Annotated in this window: 18 protein-coding genes; 9 read left to right on the top strand and 9 right to left on the bottom strand. The window is 67.4% G+C overall.

Features of this window, described 5'->3' with window-relative positions; translation table 11 throughout:
• Positions 1 to 3: 3 nt before the first annotated feature.
• From ACE3N9_RS01355 to ACE3N9_RS01330, 6 genes are all read right to left on the bottom strand, one after another.
• Positions 4 to 282 (bottom strand): HPr family phosphocarrier protein, encoded by a 279-nt coding sequence (locus tag ACE3N9_RS01355; protein ID WP_374280091.1) that lies wholly within the window; start codon positions 280 to 282, stop codon positions 4 to 6.
• A 16-nt stretch (positions 283 to 298) separates the two neighbouring features.
• Positions 299 to 703: a PTS sugar transporter subunit IIA gene (locus ACE3N9_RS01350; protein WP_374280089.1), complete on the bottom strand. Its 405-nt coding sequence runs from the start codon at positions 701 to 703 to the stop codon at positions 299 to 301.
• Between the two features lie 82 nt (positions 704 to 785).
• A complete protein-coding gene (rapZ, locus tag ACE3N9_RS01345; protein ID WP_374280087.1) occupies positions 786 to 1,715 on the bottom strand; it encodes an RNase adapter RapZ in 930 nt (309 codons plus the stop codon).
• Positions 1,716 to 1,764: 49 nt separating this feature from the next.
• Entirely contained in the window at positions 1,765 to 2,190 is a 426-nt protein-coding gene (locus tag ACE3N9_RS01340; RefSeq protein WP_374280085.1) for an HPr kinase/phosphorylase, read from the bottom strand.
• On the bottom strand, positions 2,187 to 3,767 hold the full coding sequence (locus tag ACE3N9_RS01335; RefSeq protein WP_374280083.1) for a stimulus-sensing domain-containing protein: 1,581 nt from the start codon (positions 3,765 to 3,767) through the stop codon (positions 2,187 to 2,189). The genes ACE3N9_RS01340 and ACE3N9_RS01335 overlap by 4 nt, the downstream gene beginning before the upstream one ends.
• The gene (locus ACE3N9_RS01330; protein ID WP_374280081.1) at positions 3,760 to 4,491 is read right to left on the bottom strand and encodes a response regulator; all 732 of its coding nucleotides are present in this window, start codon (positions 4,489 to 4,491) and stop codon (positions 3,760 to 3,762) included. Before ACE3N9_RS01330 ends, ACE3N9_RS01335 begins: the two co-directional genes overlap by 8 nt.
• 233 nt (positions 4,492 to 4,724) lie before the next feature.
• Between ACE3N9_RS01330 and ACE3N9_RS01325 the strand changes: the two genes are divergently transcribed.
• From ACE3N9_RS01325 to ACE3N9_RS01315, 3 genes are all read left to right on the top strand, one after another.
• On the top strand, positions 4,725 to 6,335 hold the full coding sequence (locus ACE3N9_RS01325; RefSeq protein ID WP_374280079.1) for a phosphoenolpyruvate carboxykinase: 1,611 nt from the start codon (positions 4,725 to 4,727) through the stop codon (positions 6,333 to 6,335).
• Positions 6,336 to 6,381: 46 nt separating this feature from the next.
• Complete coding sequence (locus ACE3N9_RS01320) at positions 6,382 to 6,822, top strand: hypothetical protein (RefSeq protein WP_374280077.1); 441 nt, start codon at positions 6,382 to 6,384, stop codon at positions 6,820 to 6,822.
• Positions 6,823 to 6,884: 62 nt separating this feature from the next.
• Positions 6,885 to 7,244, top strand: coding sequence for a hypothetical protein (locus ACE3N9_RS01315; RefSeq protein ID WP_374280075.1), 360 nt, complete (start codon positions 6,885 to 6,887; stop codon positions 7,242 to 7,244).
• Between the two features lie 76 nt (positions 7,245 to 7,320).
• Here ACE3N9_RS01315 and ACE3N9_RS01310 read toward each other — a convergent pair whose 3' ends face one another.
• Together ACE3N9_RS01310 and ACE3N9_RS01305 are read right to left on the bottom strand one after the other, a co-directional pair.
• A complete protein-coding gene (locus ACE3N9_RS01310) occupies positions 7,321 to 7,710 on the bottom strand; it encodes a DUF3597 domain-containing protein (RefSeq protein WP_374280073.1) in 390 nt (129 codons plus the stop codon).
• Between the two features lie 97 nt (positions 7,711 to 7,807).
• Positions 7,808 to 9,646, bottom strand: a complete 1,839-nt coding sequence (locus ACE3N9_RS01305; RefSeq protein ID WP_374280071.1) for a DUF885 family protein — start codon at positions 9,644 to 9,646, stop codon at positions 7,808 to 7,810.
• A gap of 64 nt (positions 9,647 to 9,710) precedes the next feature.
• Here ACE3N9_RS01305 and ACE3N9_RS01300 point away from each other — a divergent pair, with 64 nt between their 5' ends.
• Positions 9,711 to 9,908, top strand: coding sequence for a hypothetical protein (locus ACE3N9_RS01300; protein WP_374280069.1), 198 nt, complete (start codon positions 9,711 to 9,713; stop codon positions 9,906 to 9,908).
• Here ACE3N9_RS01300 and ACE3N9_RS01295 read toward each other — a convergent pair whose 3' ends face one another.
• Positions 9,909 to 10,565 (bottom strand): alpha/beta hydrolase, encoded by a 657-nt coding sequence (locus ACE3N9_RS01295; protein WP_374280067.1) that lies wholly within the window; start codon positions 10,563 to 10,565, stop codon positions 9,909 to 9,911.
• Between the two features lie 132 nt (positions 10,566 to 10,697).
• Between ACE3N9_RS01295 and ACE3N9_RS01290 the strand changes: the two genes are divergently transcribed.
• The 5 genes from ACE3N9_RS01290 (at position 10,698) to parC (ending at position 16,450) form a co-directional block, all read left to right on the top strand.
• Positions 10,698 to 11,729, top strand: coding sequence for a cysteine desulfurase family protein (locus tag ACE3N9_RS01290; RefSeq protein WP_374280065.1), 1,032 nt, complete (start codon positions 10,698 to 10,700; stop codon positions 11,727 to 11,729).
• Positions 11,726 to 12,802, top strand: coding sequence for a cysteine desulfurase family protein (locus tag ACE3N9_RS01285; RefSeq protein ID WP_374280063.1), 1,077 nt, complete (start codon positions 11,726 to 11,728; stop codon positions 12,800 to 12,802). Before ACE3N9_RS01290 ends, ACE3N9_RS01285 begins: the two co-directional genes overlap by 4 nt.
• Before the next feature lie 2 nt (positions 12,803 to 12,804).
• The gene (locus ACE3N9_RS01280; protein WP_374280061.1) at positions 12,805 to 13,134 is read left to right on the top strand and encodes a 2Fe-2S iron-sulfur cluster-binding protein; all 330 of its coding nucleotides are present in this window, start codon (positions 12,805 to 12,807) and stop codon (positions 13,132 to 13,134) included.
• 112 nt (positions 13,135 to 13,246) lie between these two features.
• Positions 13,247 to 14,107 (top strand): hypothetical protein, encoded by an 861-nt coding sequence (locus ACE3N9_RS01275; protein WP_374280059.1) that lies wholly within the window; start codon positions 13,247 to 13,249, stop codon positions 14,105 to 14,107.
• 51 nt (positions 14,108 to 14,158) lie between these two features.
• Positions 14,159 to 16,450 carry a DNA topoisomerase IV subunit A gene (parC, locus tag ACE3N9_RS01270; RefSeq protein WP_374280057.1) on the top strand — a complete coding sequence of 764 codons (2,292 nt, stop codon included), beginning with the start codon at positions 14,159 to 14,161 and terminating at the stop codon, positions 16,448 to 16,450.
• Positions 16,451 to 16,452: the final 2 nt, after the last annotated feature.

Genomic DNA, 16,452 nt, shown 5'->3' with positions numbered 1-16,452 from the left:
CGTTCAGTCCTCGCCGAAGCCGTCCTTGACCAGCCCGACCAGCTTGAGCAGCGCGAGGTCCGCGCCGTCGCCCGCTACCGCGATCTCGATCGTGTCGCCCTTGGCCGCGCCGAGCATCATCAGCCCCAGGATCGACCCGCCGGCCGCTTCGGCCCCGTCCTTGAACACCTTGACGCTGAGGCCATCGCCCAGCTTGGCCACGGCGTTCACGAACTTGGCGCTGGCGCGCGCGTGCAGCCCCCGGTTATTGACGATTTCCACGCTTTCGCGTTGATCCGGCATTGGCGCTTCCCCCGTTTTACGCGTCCTGCCCCAGAAATTCGGACGCGATCGTTATGTAATTGCGCCCGGCATCGCGCGCGGCGGCCACGGCCTGCTTCAGCTCCATGCAGCCACGCGCCTTGGCCAGGCGGATCAGCATCGGCAGGTTGATCCCGGCGATCACTTCGACCTTGCCGGCCTGCATCAGCGAAATCGCCAGGTTCGACGGGGTGCCGCCGAACAGGTCGGTCAGGATGATCACCCCGCTGCCGGTGTCAACCGCCTTGACCGCGTCAGCGATTTCGCGGCGGCGCAGTTCGGCATCGTCGTTGGGGCCGATGCACACGGTCGCAACGCCGTCCTGCCGGCCGACGACGTGTTGCATGGCATTGACAAATTCCTCGGCAAGCTTGCCGTGGGTAACCAGGATCAGACCGATCATAGGGGACCGTGTCTCCGCAAGTGCGACCCGGCGAATCCCGCCGGAAAGTGGCGCCGGGGCATGCCCGTGTAGCTGCGCGCGGTCAATGCCTTATGTCTTTCTGGCCTTCTACCGCGTCGGCCGCGCGGCTGGTCAGGTTGCGGTGGATGACGGACGGTTCATACCCGGCCGCGCGCAGCGCCGCGGCAAACTGTTCGGCGGTAAACACCGAGCGGTGCCGTCCCCCGGTGCAGCCGAAGGCGACGTTGACGTAAGCCTTGCCCTGCGCCTGGTAGCGCGGCAGCAGCAGCAGCACCAGGTCGCGGATCCGGGTGAAGGCTTCGTCCCAGGCGGGGTCCTTGCGGATGTAGGCCCCGACCGGTTCGTCCTGCCCGGTCTGCGGGCGCAGCTCGGGATCCCAGTGCGGGTTGTCGAGGAAGCGCATGTCGAACACCAGGTCGGCGATTGGCGGCATGCCCCGGGCGAAGCCGAAACTGGTGATCGTGATCGTGGTGGCCCGCGGTGCATCGTTGCCAAAGCGTTCGCGGATCGTCTGCTGCAGGTCGTTGGTGGTGTAATCGGTGGTGGAGATGACCATGTCGGCCCAGCGCCGCAGCGGCTCCATCCGTTCGCGTTCGGCGGCGATCCCGGTAGCGGCGGGCACGTCCTGCGCCAGCGGGTGGCGGCGGCGGGTTTCGTTGTAGCGGCGTTCCAGTTCCTGGCCGGCGCAGTCCAGGAACAGGGTGGTCAATTCGATGTCGGGGCGTTCGACCAGATGTTTCACCCGCTCGATCACCTTAGTCGCATCGAACCCGCGGGTGCGCGAATCGAACCCGATCGCCAGCGGCGGACGCAGGTCGGGCGCGGGCATGTCAGGGCTGTCGATCAGGCGGGGCAGCAGGCGGATCGGGAAATTGTCGATTACCTCCCAGCCCAGGTCCTCCAGCGCCTTGAGCGCAGTGGTCTTGCCCGCGCCGAGCAGGCCGGTGACCAGCAGCACGCGCTGGCGGGTAGGGGCGAGGGCTTCGATCATCTCTGCACTTTAGATGGGCCTTGCGCGCGGCAATTGGAAGGGGGGGCGATCAGCTTGTCCCAAGCCCGTAACGGGCCAGTGCCAGTTCGGCCTTGATCGCGTTGAGTGGATCGCCGGGCCACAGCCGCAGCATGGGCAGGCTGGCCCCGGCGAGTTCCGCCGCTTCGGCCGCATCGACAAAGCGCGGCGCGTCGGGATCGAGCCGCAGGACCAGCGCCACCGGCACGCCTTGCGCCACGGGAAAGGTCAGCAAGCCAAGATTGCGCACTTCCAGCAGGCCGGCGATGCGGGGCGGGGGGCTGGCAAGCAGGGCATTGCCGCGTTGCTCCAGCGTCACCCCGTCATCGCCGATCAGCACGGCGCCGCGATCGATCAGGGCCAGTGCCAGCGCGCTCTTGCCGCTGCCGCTGGGGCCTTGGATCAGCACGGCGCGGCCCTGGACGGCGACGCAGGTGGCGGGGTGGACCAGGCTCATGCCTCGTCCTCGTCTTCCAGCACGGCGGGCAGGTCCAGGACCAGCCGCGCGCCGCGCTGGCCATCGCGCCGGTCGCTGGCGGTCAGCGTGCCGTCGTGCGCTTCGGCGATGGTCCGGGCGATGGCCAGGCCCAGGCCGGAATGGCTGCCGAAATCCTCCTCGCTCGGGCGGAGCGAGTGGAACCGTTCGAACACCTTCTCGCGCGCTTCCTGCGGGATGCCGGGGCCCTGGTCGATCACCGCCAGTTCGACGCGGTCCTCGTGCCGAACCAGCTGGATCGCGACCGATCCGCCCGGCGGCGAGAACGAGATCGCGTTGTCGAGCAGGTTTTCGAGCACGCGTTCCAGCCGCGCGGCATCGCCGGGCACTTCGAACGGGCCGTCGTCCAGCAGGTCCACGCTGACCCGGCAATCGAGATTGCCGGCGCGTTCGTCGCGCGCGCGGACCTGGGCTGCGGCCAGCGCGCGCAGGTTCACCGGCTCGAACTGGGTGCGGCTCAGCTCCGCGTCGATCCGGCTCGCTTCAGCGATTTCGCTGACCAGCCGGTCGATCCGCCGCACGTCGTGAGTGGCGATGCGGGTCAGCTCGCGCCGCAATTCGGGATCATCGACCTTCTCGAGGCTTTCGAGCGCGCTGCGCAGGCTGGCGAGCGGGTTCTTGATTTCGTGCGCGACATCGGCGGCAAAGCTTTCGACCCCGTCGATATGGCGGCGCAGCGCGGCAGTCATGTCGGAAATGGCGCGGGCGAGCAGGCCGATCTCGTCGCGCCGTTCGGGCAGGCGCGGGACCACCACGGCGCGGTCGCGGCCCAGCCGCACCCGCACGGCCGCACGCACCAGGGTGCGCAGCGGCTGGACGATGGTCCGCGCCAGGAACAGCGACAGCTGGATCGAGATGATCAGGGTGACCGCCAGCACGATCGCCAGGGTCTGGCGGGCATCGCGGACCGACTGGGTGATGTCGGCGGCGTTGCGGGTGGCCAGCAGCATTTCGCCGCGCACCCCAACCGGGGCGGCGGCGTTGATCACCGGGGTTTCATCCGGCGCGGCGCGCTGCACCACCACGCTGCCATTGCTGGCCAGGGCCTGGGCCAATTCGGGCCAGGCTGCGGCTTCCTCGACCTCGGGATCGCGGTAGGGCGGCAGCGGCGGCGTGCCGAGCAGATAGTTCATCCCCCGGTCGAGCAGCCGCCCGCCCTGGAGGTAGAGGCTCTCGCTGGAGGGATCGGCGAACGTGAAGGTCGCCCCGGCGATGGTGAAGCTGTCGAGCAGCAGCTTGCCCTTGGAATTGTAGAGCCTGAGCCGCAGCGACTGTTCGCGCGAAACCCGGTCGATCAGCGCCTTGCGTCCGGAAATAGGCGTTTCGGACAGGCCATCGGCGGTAATCTCGGCCTCGGCGCGGGCCAGGCGGAAGCGTTCGGCCAGCAGCTGCTTGCGGTAGCTGTCGAGGTAGAACAGGCTGCCCGCCATCAGCCCCAGGGCAATGATGTTGACCGCCAGGATGCGCGCGGTGAGCGAAGTGCGGCGGGTCCAGGCGGACCGCGCCGGTCGTTCGCGTGGCGGGATCTCGTCAGCCATCGGTGAACGAATAGCCCGCGCCGTAGAGCGTCTCGATCGCGGAGAAGTGGGGATCGACCGCGCGGAACTTGCGTCGCAGCCGCTTGATGTGGCTGTCGATCGTCCGGTCGTCGACGAATACGTCGTCGCTGTAGGCTGCGTCCATCAGCTGGTTGCGGCTCTTGATTACGCCGGGGCGGGCGGCCAGCGCTTCGAGGATCAGGAACTCGGTCACGGTCAGCGAAACCGGCTTGCCCAGCCAGGTCACGTGATGGCGCGCCGGGTCCATTTCCAGCCGGCCGCGTTCGATCACCTCGCTGGCCGGTTCGCTCGGCACACTTTCGACCACGCCCTTGATCAGCTCCGCCCGGCGCAGAATGGCGCGGATCCGGGCGACGAGCAGGCGCTGACTGAACGGCTTGGTGATGTAATCGTCCGCACCCATCGCCAGGCCCAGCGCCTCGTCCGGTTCCTCGTCCTTGCTGGTCAGGAAGATCACCGGCAGTGCGCTTTTCTCGCGCAGCTGGCGCAGCAGTTCGAGCCCGTCCATGCGCGGCATCTTGATGTCGAACACCGCCAGGTCGGGCGGATTTTCGAGCAGCGCCTTCAGCGCGGCCGCCCCGTCCGAATAGACGCGCGTGGCAAAGCCTTCGGCCTGGAGGCCGATCGAAACCGTGGTCAGGATGTTGCGGTCGTCATCGACCAGCGCGATCGTCTGTTGCGGGGCGGGGGCGGGCTCGGCCATCAGGCTCTTGGCTGGTTGCGGTGCGGGACCAATGGGTTAGCGGGTAACGCGGGCACTGGCAAATGCCCAGAAGAGCGCCTGTGCAAACCGTTGAATGTGTGCCTTTTTGCCGCGCAACTCTTGCTTGTTTGACGGAATCGTCCGGCTCGACTATGCGCGCCTCGACTCCTTTGCATTCGTATGCGGAGGAACCGGCGGCGCAGTGGCGCGCCCCCGTAACCCGACTGACGGAGATGACCTTGACCGGTTCGCTTTCCTATCCGCTTGAAAAGCAGGGCATTGATACCAGCGCGAAGATCTTTGCCAACCTTGGCACCGCACCGCTGGTGGAACATGCCGTCAAGAACGGGGAGGGCGTGCTCTCCAAGGACGGACCGCTGGTCGTCGAAACCGGCAAGCACACCGGCCGCAGCGCCAAGGACAAGTTCATCGTCCGCGACGGCGTGACCGAAAGCACCGTGTGGTGGGGCAAGACCAACGTCGAGATGAGCCCCGAGCAGTTCGCTGCGCTCAAGGCCGACTTCCTGGCCGCGCTGGCCGAAAAGAACACGCTCTATGTCGCCGACCTGTTCGGCGGTTCGCAGGTTGATCACCGCGTCAACGTGCGCGTGATCAACGAACTAGCCTGGCACAACCTGTTCATCCGCACCCTGCTGGTCCGCCCCGAAGCGGCCGACCTGGCCGAATTCGTGCCGGAATACACCATCATCGACCTGCCCAGCTTCGTTGCCGATCCGGCGCGCCACGGCACCCGGTCGGAAACCGTGATCGCAGTCAACTTCACCGAAAAGCTGATCCTGATCGGCGGCACCAAGTATGCCGGCGAAATGAAGAAGTCGGTGTTCGGCATCCTCAACTACCTGCTGCCGGCCAAGGGCATCATGCCGATGCACTGCTCAGCCAACATCGGCCCGGACAACAAGACCGCCGTGTTCTTTGGCCTGTCGGGCACCGGCAAGACCACGCTGTCGGCCGATGCCAGCCGCACCCTGATCGGCGACGACGAACATGGCTGGTCGGACACCGCCGTGTTCAACTTCGAAGGCGGCTGCTATGCCAAGATGATCCGCCTGTCGGCCGAAGCTGAACCGGAAATCTTTGCCACCACCAAGCGGTTCGGCACGGTGCTGGAAAACGTGGTGATCGATCCCGCGACCCGCGAAATCGATCTGGACGACAACAGCCTGGCCGAAAACAGCCGCGGTTCGTACCCGATCGACTTCATTCCGAACGCTTCGGAAGAAAACCTGGGTCCGGTTCCCGCCAACCTGATCTTCCTCACCGCCGATGCCTATGGCGTGCTGCCCCCGATCGCGCGGCTCACCCCGGATCAGGCGATGTATCACTTCCTGTCGGGCTACACCGCGCGCGTCGCGGGCACCGAAATTGGCGTGACCGAACCGGAAGCGACCTTCAGCACCTGCTTCGGCGCGCCGTTCATGCCGCGTCACCCGTCGGTCTATGGCAACCTGCTCAAGGAACGCATCGCCAAGGGCGGCGTGAAGTGCTGGCTGGTCAACACCGGCTGGAGCGGCGGCAAGGCGACCATGCCGGGGATCAGCCGCATGCCGATCAAGGCGACCCGCGCGCTGCTCAACGCCGCGCTCGACGGCAGCCTGAACGAAGTCGAATTCAAGAAGGACCCGAACTTCGGCTTCGAAGTGCCGGTCGCTGTGGCGGGCGTTGACAGCAAGCTGCTCGATCCGCGCGGTGCCTGGGCCGATGGCGCCGAATACGACAAGACCGCGCATGAGCTGGTGGCCAAGTTCGTCGAGAACTTCGCCCAGTTTGCCGATCACGTCGATCAAAGCGTGCTCGACTCGGCCCCGCGGGCCGCAGCCTGACCTGATCCGGAAACTCCGGGTCGCAAGTGACCCGGAGTTTCCGTTCATGTCCGACCACCCGATCCGATTTTTTGCCAGCGCCGCTGCCGTTCGCCATATCGGCGAAAGCTTGCTGGCCCGCAGCCTGCCCAAGTCCGAATGGACGCACGAGGCACACCTGGCCGCCTGCGCCTGGCTGCTGCTGGAACGCCCCGACATCGTGGCCGAGCGCGACTTGCCCGGCATCATCCGCCACCACAACGTGGCGGTGGGCGGGGTGAACGACGATAGCCAAGGCTATCACGAAACGCTGACCCAGCTGTATATCCGGGGCACGCGCCGGTTCCTGGCCGATCACGGCGGAGGCGATCTGCTGGGCGCGGTCAACGCCCTACTGGCAAGCCCGATGGCGCCGCGCGATTGGCCGCTCAGCTTCTATTCACGCGAATTGCTGTTCTCGGTGGCGGCGCGGCGGGGCTGGGTGGAACCGGACCTGGCCGCGATTTGACTTGGCAGGCCGCGCCGCGCGGCCCATGCTAAGTCCTTCATTTATCGAGGAGTCGCATCATCATGGGTCTTTTGGACGGAATTCTGGGGCAGATCGGCGGCGCGGGCGCGATTGACGCGATTGCGGAAAAGGTCGGCATCCCCAAGGAACTGGCGGAGCAGGCGGTTGCCGCGCTGGGGCAGAGCCACGCCGAACCGGGCGATACGCTGGAAGGGGCCGCGGCCAAGACCGGGCTGGACATCGGCCAGCTGGGCCAGATCGCGCAGCAGCTGGGTGGCGAGAGCGCGCTGGGCCAGCTGTCGGAACTGCTCAAGGGCAACAGCGCGCTGGCGGGCGTGGCCAACATGCTGGACCGCGATGGCGACGGCAATCCGCTGGACGATATTGCCGGCATGGCCGCCGGCCTGTTCGGCAAGAAATAGGCCGGGCAAACCTGGACAGGAAAGGGGGCGGAACCAAGCGGTTCCGCGCCCCTTTTTCTTGCGCCGGACGCGCCGCTCAGTCGAGCAGGTTGGCCGGAACCTTGCCGCCGTTTTCGGCCAGCGCCTTCATCACGGCCTTGTGCAGGGCGATGTTTTCCTCGGCCTTGCCGGAATAGTCGGCATCGCCAAGCTCATGCGCCAGGTCCTTGCGGTTCTCATAGCTGGCGTCGATACCGACCAGCTTCATCAGGTCGACGATCGAGCCCTGCCAGTTGAGGTCGCCCGCGCCGGGCATGGCGTTGAGGCTCGCCTCGACATCGATCTCGCTCAGCGCGGCGGGAGCAGCCGGGGCGGGGGCGGGATCGCCCAGCGGAATGGCCGGGGCTGCGGTGGGCGCGGCGGCGGCCGCAGGGGCTTCCTCCTTGTGGCCGAAAATGGCGTTCTTGATCTTGCTGAAAATGGACACGGGATGCGACTCCTCAACAGGTGGCGGGCCGGGATTGGCCCGCCAGTTCCCCCTGATGGCGTCAGTTTATCAGCAAATCTTTGATCTGTAAGCCGGATTATCCCCGCTTGGCCGCGATGTAGCGCGACACGTTCTGCGCCAGCACGTCCAGCGGCACGTTGCCGCCGGTGACCACCGCATCGTTGAAATCGCGCAGGTCATAGGCTGCGCCCAGCGCGGTCTGGGCGCGGCTGCGCTGGGCCAGGATTTCGCTGTGACCCATCTTGTAGCCGCAGGCCTGGCCCGGCCACGAACAATAGCGGTCCACTTCCGGCGCGACTTCCGACAGGCCCGAACCGTTCGTGCTGGCGAACCATTGCACCGCCTGTTCGCGCGTCCAGCGCTTGGCGTGGAGCCCGGTGTCCACCACCATGCGGCAGGCGCGGAAAGCGATGGATTGCAGATAGCCCAGCTGGCCGACCGGATCGCCCTCGTAAGTGCCGAGTTCATCCCCCAGCGTTTCGGCGTAGAGCGCCCAGCCTTCGCTATAGGCGTTGAAGGCCAACAGGGTGCGGATCAGCGGCAGGCGGTTGGCATATTCGCCCTGCCAGACGTGGCCGGGAATCCCTTCGTGGAAGGCCAGGGTGGGCAGGCTGTAGCGGCTGTGACGGTCCGTATCGCCCAGGTTCAGCCAGATCTTGCCCGGCACCGTGCCGTCGATCGAGCCTGCCCCGCCATAGGCCCCGGGCGCGCCGGCTTCCTCGGCCGGGGGCAGGCGGCGGATTTCGAGGTTGCCCTTGACCAGCGTGCGGAAGGCATCGGGCAGGCGGGTGCGGATATAGGCGATCTTGCTTTGCATCAGGGCGATGATTTCGGCCCGGCCCTTGTCGTCGTTGCTGAACAGGAAGCGCGGGTCCTTGCCCAGCGCGGTCATCCGTTCGCCCACGGTGCCGCTGGTGAAACCCAGTCCGCGCAGCAGCGGGTCCATCCGCGCGTGGAGCAGTTCAAGCTGTTCCAGCCCCATGCGGTGCACCTCGTCCGGCGAATGGCGGGTGGTGGTGCTGGCGCGCAGGCCCCAGGCATACCATTCATCCCCGCGCGGACGCGCCCACAGCCCGGCATGATCGCTGGCGCGGGCGCGCTGGGTCTTGAGTTCGGCCAGCTGGCGGCCCAGCGCGGCGGCAACCGGCCCGGTGGCCAGTTCCTTTGCGCGGCGGCCCCATTCGCCGGGGATCGTGCCGGTGCGGCGAACCAGCGACTGGACGATGTCACCCCCGGCACTGGCGTCCTTCAGCGCCAGTTCCATCTGGGCAATTGCCTTGTCGAGCAGGAACGAAGGGGCGATGGCCCCGATCCGCCCGGCCTCGCGCAGGCGCTCAAGCTCGCCGTCGAGCTGGGCGGGCAGGGCGCCGAGGCGGGCCAGATAGGCTTCGGCGTCCGCCGCATCGCGCACCGGGTGGTCGCCATCGAGGAAGCGCGGGGTGTCGAGATAGGCGCCGACATTCTGGATCACCACGTAGGGCGTATTGCGCCAGCCGCCGATGGCGACATCGCCGTAGGGCAGGGCAAAGCCATCGAGTGCGACGGCAAAGGCGCTCTTGACCACGGCCAGGCTGGTCTGGGTGGCTGCGTCAAGCGGGGCGGGGTCGATCGCGCTCACTTGCCGCAGGCCGTCGCGCAGCAGGCGGACGAGCTTGGCCTGCCCGGCGGGCGAACGATCCCCCAGCTGGCTGCGCAGCGCGGCGTGGGCGCCGGTATCGATGCCCAGCCCGGTCGCCTGTTCGGGATTTTCCGCCAGCAGCTGCCAGGCGATGGCATCCAGCGTGGCTGCCGCATCGCCCGGCAGCGGGATCGAGCGGGCCGCGCCGGGCGCGCAGGCGTTGAGAGTCAGGGCGGCGCTGCCCGCGCCAAGCAGGGCCAGCGCCTCGCGCCGGGTGGTGATGAGCGATTTGGTCATGCGAATCAGAGTGGTGGCGACGGCGGGGCCTGTCAAACCCCGTTCGACGTGCTACTTGTCCGCTATGGAAACCGTACTTTCTATCATGGTCCTGGCCGTGCTGGGCCTGCCGATTGCCGCCTGGCTGATGTGGCGCAAGGGGGATCGCCGCCAGGCCATGCTGATGGCGGTGCTGGCGCTGGTGGCCGCGGTCAATGTCGCGATCTGGACGCTGCCCGACGCCAGCGGGACCAGCCCGGTGGCGCAGGAACTGCGCAAGTAATCAGCGGATCGGGCAATCCGGCGACAGGCGCATGTCGAGGTAATTGTCCACCGAACGCATCAGGTCTTCCTGTTCGTTCTCGAAGAAGTGGTTCGCCCGGGGGATTTCCTCGTGGTGGATGGTGATGTGCTTTTGCGTGCGCAGCTTGTCGACCAGCTTCTGCACGGCGTTCGGCGTCACCACCGTGTCGGCCGCGCCCTGGACGATGATGCCGGACGCCGGGCAGGGCGCCAGGAAGCTGAAATCGTACATGTTCGCCGGCGGCGCGACCGAGATGAAGCCGCGGATTTCCGGGCGGCGCATCAGCAGCTGCATGCCGATCAGCGCGCCGAAGCTGTAGCCCGCGATCCAGGTGGTGCTGGCTTCTGGGTGGATCGACTGGACCCAGTCGAGCGCGGCGGCGGCGTCGCTCAGCTCGCCGATGCCGTTGTCGAAGCTGCCCTGGCTGCGGCCGACACCGCGAAAGTTGAAGCGTAGCGTGGCAAAGCCGCGCGCCTGGAACGTCTTGTAGAGCGCCTGGGTGATGCGATCGTTCATCGTCCCGCCCGCCTGGGGGTGCGGGTGCAGGATCATCGCCACCGGCGCGCGCGGGCGCGAGGCGGGTTGGAAGCGGCCTTCGAGACGGCCTTCGGGTCCGGGGAAAATCACGGAAGGCATGGGTGCGTACCTGTTCCTGCTGGCGCCCCCGCCGCGGCGTCCGATGAATTCGGCTTGCCGGTCCGGATGGGGCTATGATCGGGAAGCAGGCGCTATATAGAAACGAAGGTCCGAAAAGCAACATTTGCGAACATGAGCGCTCCAACCCTCTATCTCGATCACGCCGCCACCACGCCGCTGCTGCCCGCCGCGCGCGATGCCATGCTCGAAGGGTTCGCGCTGTGGGCCAATCCCAGCAGCCCGCACGCGCCGGGGCGAAGGGCGCGCGCCGCGCTGGAAGATGCGCGGGCGCGGCTGAAGGATCTGCTCGGCTGGAGCGGGGAAGTGGTGTTCACCAGCGGGGCGAGCGAGGCGCTGGCCCTGGCGATCCAGCGCTGCATCCTGCCGCTCGTCGCGGTCAGCGCGGTCGAGCATGAGGCGGTGCTGCGCCATGCCGGTGATGCGCGGCGGCTGGCGGTCGATCCGCTGGGGCTGGTCCGCCCGGCCGATTGCGCGCTGCCGGGGCTGGTCGCGGTGCAGCAGGCCAACAACGAAACCGGCGTGATGCAGCCGATGGAAGCGATTGCCGATGCGGCGCGCGGCGCGGGCGGGCTGCTGCTGGCCGATGCCGCGCAGGGCGCGGGCAAACTGTTCCTGCCGGATGCCGACCTGATCGCGCTGTCGGCGCACAAGTTCGGCGGGCCGGTGGGGGTGGGCGCGCTCTTGGTGCGCGACTGGGCGATGCTGCGCCCGACTGGCGGGCAGGAACGCGGCTATCGCGGCGGGACCGAGAACCTGCCCGGCGTGCTGGCGATGGTGGCGGCCCTGGCCGCCGGGGCCGAATGGCTTGGCCGCGCGGTCGCGCTGCGCGACCGGCTGGACCAGGCAATCGCGGCGGCGGGGGGCATTTCCATCGCCGAGGAAACCGCGCGCGTGCCCTCGATCGCGGCCTACCGGATGCCGGGCAAATCGGCCAATGCGCAGCTGATCCGGTTCGACGGCATGGGTATTGCGGTGTCGGCGGGCAGTGCCTGTTCGTCGGGTTCGCTCAAGACCAGCCACGTGTTGCAGGCGATGGGTGTTGAGGGGGCGAATGAAGTGATCCGGGTCAGCATCGGGCGCGAGACGAGCGAGGCTGAGATCGACCGCTTCATCGCCGCCTGGCGGGAAGTGGCAGGCGCATGATCTATCTTGATTACCAGGCGACCACGCAGCTGGCCCCCGAAGCGCGCGAGGCGATGCTACGCTGGCTGGGCGATGACAGCTTCGGCAATCCGCACAGCCCGCACCGCATGGGCCGCGCGGCGGCAGCCGCGGTCGACGTGGCGCGCCAGCAGGTTGCCGCGCTGCTGCCGCCGGGCGGGCGCGTGGTGTTTACCGGATCGGCCACCGAAGCGCTGAACCTGGCGCTTTATGACAGCGGCGATGTGCTGACCTTTGCCACCGAGCATCCCGCGGTGCTGGACTGCGAGCGCCATGCCCGCCGCCATGGCTTCCGCTTCGAAGTGCTGCCGGTCAGCGCTGATGGCCGCGCCAATGCCGCCGCGCTGGCCGGGCAGCGCCCGCCGCAGGTGGTTGCGGCGATGCAGGTCAACAATGAAATCGGCACGATCAACCCGATCCCCGCAATCGCGGCGGCGGCGCACGATCTGGGCGCGGTCATGCTGTGCGATGCAGTTCAGGGCTATGGCCGGATCGCCATTCCCGATTGCGTCGACCTGGTGGCGATTTCCGCGCACAAGATCCACGGTCCCAAGGGGATCGGCGCGCTGTGGATTCGCGACGGCGTGAAGCTGTTCCCGCTGATCAGGGGCGGCGGGCAGGAAGGGGCGCTGCGTTCGGGCACGCTCAGCCCGGCGCTGTGCGCGGGCTTTGGCGCGGCGGCGGCCGTTGCGGCGCAGCGGATCGACGAAGACGCGGCCCACGTCGCCATGCTGTGGGATGCGGCCCGCGATGTGCTGTCGCGCTGGACGCTGAACGGAAGCGCCGAACATCGCTGGAAGGGCAATCTCAACCTGCGGCTGGCCGGGCTTAACGTGAACCGGCTGATCAGCGAATGCCGCGGCGTGATGTTCGCGGGCGGATCGGCCTGCGCCAGCGGCTCGGGCCGGCCGAGCCACGTGCTGAGCGCGCTGGGGCTGGACCCGGCCGAGGCGAAAACCTCGATCCGGCTGGGCTTCGGGCGCTATACCTCGCGCGAAGACCTGCTATCGGCGTGCCGGCAAATCGATGCGGCAGCCAGGGAACAAGGCGTCTGACAATGAATGTGACTTTCGTGACGGCCAATGGTGAACGCGTTACCGCCGAGGCAGCGGCGGGCGACTGCCTGCTGGCCGTGGGTCAGAACGCCGACATGCCGCTGGAAGGGACCTGCGAAGGGCAGATGGCCTGTTCCACCTGCCACGTGATCGTCGCGCCCGAATGGTTCGCCAAGCTGCCCCGTGCCAGCGAGGACGAGGAAGACATGCTCGATCTGGCCGCCGGGGTCACCCGCACCAGCCGCCTGTCGTGCCAGATCGTGCTGACCGAGGTGCTCGACGGGCTGGAAGTGCGCATTCCCGGCGAAAGCCGCGACATGCAGCGGCGCTGAGCGCGGCAGGACTACGCAGCATCCCTGATAGCCCCAGCGCGGCGGGGTTAACCCTGTTTGGCTAAGTCCGTCGGCCAAGGGCGCCTCTGCGCCCGGTTGACTGGGGCATGGCATGGCGAAGAAGCAGCAAGCCGACGAAGGCATCGACAGCCTGCTGGGCGAGCTTGACGCCATGTCCAGCGCGCTCCCGCCGCCACCTGCGCCCGCCGCCGACGATCTGGATAGCCTGCTGGGCGATCTCGGCGTGCTTGATCCCCCAGAAGATGATGGGCTTGAGATGCAGGAGCTGCTTGAGCCGCAAGCGGTAATGCCTGCAGAAGCGCTGCCTCTGCCGCGCCCGCCGCGTGCGCGCCGCCTGCTGCTGCTCGGCGCGGCCCTGGCCAGCCACGGCGCGCTGTTTGGCCTGGGCTACTGGCTGGGCGGGAGCGGGGCGGGCCACGGCGAAGCCGCCGCCCACGGCGAAGGCGAAGTCAAGCTGGAAGGGGTGCTGCGCTATGTCGGCCAGCAGGCCGATGCGAAGATTGACGGGCAGGTGATCTTCACCAGCCCCGAAGTGCGCGAGGCCGTGCTGGAACTGGCCGGCGGGCAGGCCCTGGCCGACGCCATGACGCGCTTTTCCCGCAGCCTGCGCTCGCTTGGCCCCGTCACGCGCCACGGCGACCTGGTGGAGGCGAGCGCCTGCAACCCCGCCGCCTGCGAGCGCGAGGCATACAAGGTGCGGTATGACCAGCACAGCCGCGCGGTGTGGGTCTGCCAGACCGCGCCTTTCGCCAGCGGGGCCAGCCTGTCCTACCTCTACGATGCCGAAGGGATGCAGGAAGTCAGCCACTGCGTCGGCGCCGCGCCGCCGCCAAGGCCCGCGCCATCGCCGGAGACACCCGGCGAGCCTGCGGAACAACCCGCAGCCGAAGCCGCGCCCGAGGCGACCGCGCCGGCCGAACCTGGCGAAAACCATCACGGCGCGGGGGATTGATCGCGCCGGGGACTTGAACCGGGCGGGCCACTTGCTAGTTGCTTGTGCCCAATGGCCGCATCAGACACCACCGAACCCGATCCCTTCGACACCATCGTCGACGCGCCGTTCGATGCCGCGCTGTCCGAGCGCTATCTTGTCTATGCCCTGTCGACGATCACCGCGCGCTCGCTGCCCGATCTGCGCGACGGGCTGAAGCCGGTCCACCGCCGACTGCTGTGGGCGATGCGGCAATTGAAGCTTGATCCCAGCCAGGCCTACAAGAAATCGGCCCGCGTGGTCGGCGACGTGATCGGCAAGTATCACCCGCACGGCGATCAATCGGTCTATGACGCGATGGTCCGCCTCGCCCAGGATTTCAGCCTGCGCTATCCGCTGGTCGAAGGGCAGGGCAATTTCGGCAACATCGACGGCGATAACGCTGCCGCCTATCGTTATACCGAAGCGCGCCTGACCAAGACCGCGATCCAGCTGATGGCGGGCCTTGACGAAGGCACGGTCAACTTCAACCCGACCTACAATGGCGAGGAGGAAGAGCCGGAAATCTTCCCCGGGCTGTTCCCCAACCTGCTGGCCAACGGGTCCAGCGGGATCGCGGTGGGCATGGCCACCAATATCCCCAGCCACAACGTGGCCGAGATCATCGACGCGACCCTTCTGCTGATCGACAATCCGCATGTCGAACACAGCCAGCTGATGGAAGTGTTCAGGGGCCCCGATTTCCCGACCGGCGGGGTGGTGGTCGATAGCCCGGCGGTGATCAGCGCCGCTTATGAAACCGGCAAGGGCGCGTTCCGCGTGCGCGGGCGCTTTTCGACCGGGCGGCTGGAAGACGGCACCTGGGAAGAAACGGGCATCGAAAAGCTGGGCGGCGGGCAATGGCAGCTCGTCATCAGCGAGATCCCCTACATGCTGCCCAAGGGCAAGCTGATCGAGCAGGTCGCGCAGCTGATCGCCGACAAGAAGCTGCCGATCCTGGAGGACATCCGCGACGAATCGGACGAACAGATCCGCCTGGTGTTCGTGCCGAAAAGCCGCAACGTCGATCCGGAACTGCTCAAGGAATCGCTGTACAAGCTCAGCGACCTGGAAACGCGCTTCAGCCTCAATCTCAACGTGCTCGATGCCAATCGCACGCCGGGGGTGCTGGGGCTGAAGCTGCTGCTGCAGGAATGGGTGATCGCGCAGATCGACATCATGCTGCGCCGCGCCCGGCACCGGCTGGAAAAGATCGCCAGCCGGCTGGAACTGCTTGATGGCTACATCATCGCCTACCTCAACCTCGACCGGATCATCGAGATCATCCGCACCGAGGACGAGCCCAAACCGGTGATGATGGCCGAATTCATGCTGACCGACCGGCAGGCCGAAGCGATCCTCAACATGCGGCTGCGGAGCCTCCGCAAACTTGAGGAAATGGAGCTGCGGCGCGAGCGCGACGATCTGGTGGCCGAGCAGGAGGAACTGCAGAAGCTGCTCGACAGTCCGGCCCGCCAGCGCACCCGGTTGAAGCGTGACCTGGCGGCGCTGCGCAAGGATTACGCCGAGGATACGGCGCTGGGCCGTCGCCGCACGACCATTGCCGAAGCCGCCCCCACGGTCGAATTCAGCATGGACGCGATGATCGAGAAAGCGCCGGTCACGGTGATCCTCTCGGCCAAGGGCTGGATCCGCGGGGCCAGCGGACACGAGGCGCTCGACAAGGAATTCAAGTTCAAGGAAGGCGACGGCCCGGCCTTTGCGCTCCACGCGCAGACCACCGACAAGTTGCTGATCGCCTGCGACAACGGCCGGTTCTATACCCTGGGCGCGGACAAGCTGCCCGGCGCGCGCGGTTTTGGCGAACCGATCCGCACCATGGTGGACATTGATGCCGGGGCGGAGATTGTCGCCGTGCTGGTCTACAAGCCCAAGGCGCAATTGCTGCTGGCCAGCAATGTCGGGCGCGGCTTTGCCGCCGAAGCGGACGAATTGCTGGCCGAAACCCGCAAGGGGCGCGGCGTGATGACCACCAAGCCAGGCGTCAAGCTGACCGTAGTGCGCGAAATCCCGCCCGAGCACGATCACGTTGCCGTCTGCGGCGACAACCGCAAGCTGGTGCTGTTCAGCCTGGAAGAACTGCCGGTGCTGGCCAAGGGGCAGGGGGTGACCCTGCAACGCTACCGCGACGGCGGACTGGCCGATGCGACCACGCTCAAGCTGGACGATGGCCTCAGCTGGAAGATGGGCGGCGAAACCGGGCGGACCCGCACCGAAGGCGACATGCGGCTGTGGAAGGTGGCGCGCGGTGCCGCCGGGCGGATGCCGCCCACCGGCTTCCCGCGCGACAACAAGTTCGACTGAGC

Origin of the sequence: Novosphingobium sp. (assembly GCF_041905565.1) — a bacterium.
Taxonomy (GTDB): Bacteria; Pseudomonadota; Alphaproteobacteria; order Sphingomonadales; family Sphingomonadaceae; genus Novosphingobium.
The sequence above is the reverse complement of the archived record's forward strand: the minus strand, read 5'-3'. Positions and strand labels throughout refer to the sequence as shown.

Coding starts and splice junctions, on each gene's coding strand:
- ACE3N9_RS01320 (WP_374280077.1), top strand. CDS start 6,382: ATGTCCGACCACCCGATCCGATTTTTTGCCAGCGCCGCTGCCGTTCGC.
- ACE3N9_RS01280 (WP_374280061.1), top strand. CDS start 12,805: ATGAATGTGACTTTCGTGACGGCCAATGGTGAACGCGTTACCGCCGAG.
- ACE3N9_RS01290 (WP_374280065.1), top strand. CDS start 10,698: ATGAGCGCTCCAACCCTCTATCTCGATCACGCCGCCACCACGCCGCTG.
- ACE3N9_RS01325 (WP_374280079.1), top strand. CDS start 4,725: ATGACCTTGACCGGTTCGCTTTCCTATCCGCTTGAAAAGCAGGGCATT.
- rapZ (WP_374280087.1), bottom strand. CDS start 1,715: ATGATCGAAGCCCTCGCCCCTACCCGCCAGCGCGTGCTGCTGGTCACC.
- ACE3N9_RS01285 (WP_374280063.1), top strand. CDS start 11,726: ATGATCTATCTTGATTACCAGGCGACCACGCAGCTGGCCCCCGAAGCG.
- ACE3N9_RS01300 (WP_374280069.1), top strand. CDS start 9,711: ATGGAAACCGTACTTTCTATCATGGTCCTGGCCGTGCTGGGCCTGCCG.
- parC (WP_374280057.1), top strand. CDS start 14,159: ATGGCCGCATCAGACACCACCGAACCCGATCCCTTCGACACCATCGTC.
- ACE3N9_RS01340 (WP_374280085.1), bottom strand. CDS start 2,190: ATGAGCCTGGTCCACCCCGCCACCTGCGTCGCCGTCCAGGGCCGCGCC.
- ACE3N9_RS01305 (WP_374280071.1), bottom strand. CDS start 9,646: ATGACCAAATCGCTCATCACCACCCGGCGCGAGGCGCTGGCCCTGCTT.
- ACE3N9_RS01330 (WP_374280081.1), bottom strand. CDS start 4,491: ATGGCCGAGCCCGCCCCCGCCCCGCAACAGACGATCGCGCTGGTCGAT.
- ACE3N9_RS01350 (WP_374280089.1), bottom strand. CDS start 703: ATGATCGGTCTGATCCTGGTTACCCACGGCAAGCTTGCCGAGGAATTT.
- ACE3N9_RS01315 (WP_374280075.1), top strand. CDS start 6,885: ATGGGTCTTTTGGACGGAATTCTGGGGCAGATCGGCGGCGCGGGCGCG.
- ACE3N9_RS01295 (WP_374280067.1), bottom strand. CDS start 10,565: ATGCCTTCCGTGATTTTCCCCGGACCCGAAGGCCGTCTCGAAGGCCGC.
- ACE3N9_RS01335 (WP_374280083.1), bottom strand. CDS start 3,767: ATGGCTGACGAGATCCCGCCACGCGAACGACCGGCGCGGTCCGCCTGG.
- ACE3N9_RS01355 (WP_374280091.1), bottom strand. CDS start 282: ATGCCGGATCAACGCGAAAGCGTGGAAATCGTCAATAACCGGGGGCTG.
- ACE3N9_RS01275 (WP_374280059.1), top strand. CDS start 13,247: ATGGCGAAGAAGCAGCAAGCCGACGAAGGCATCGACAGCCTGCTGGGC.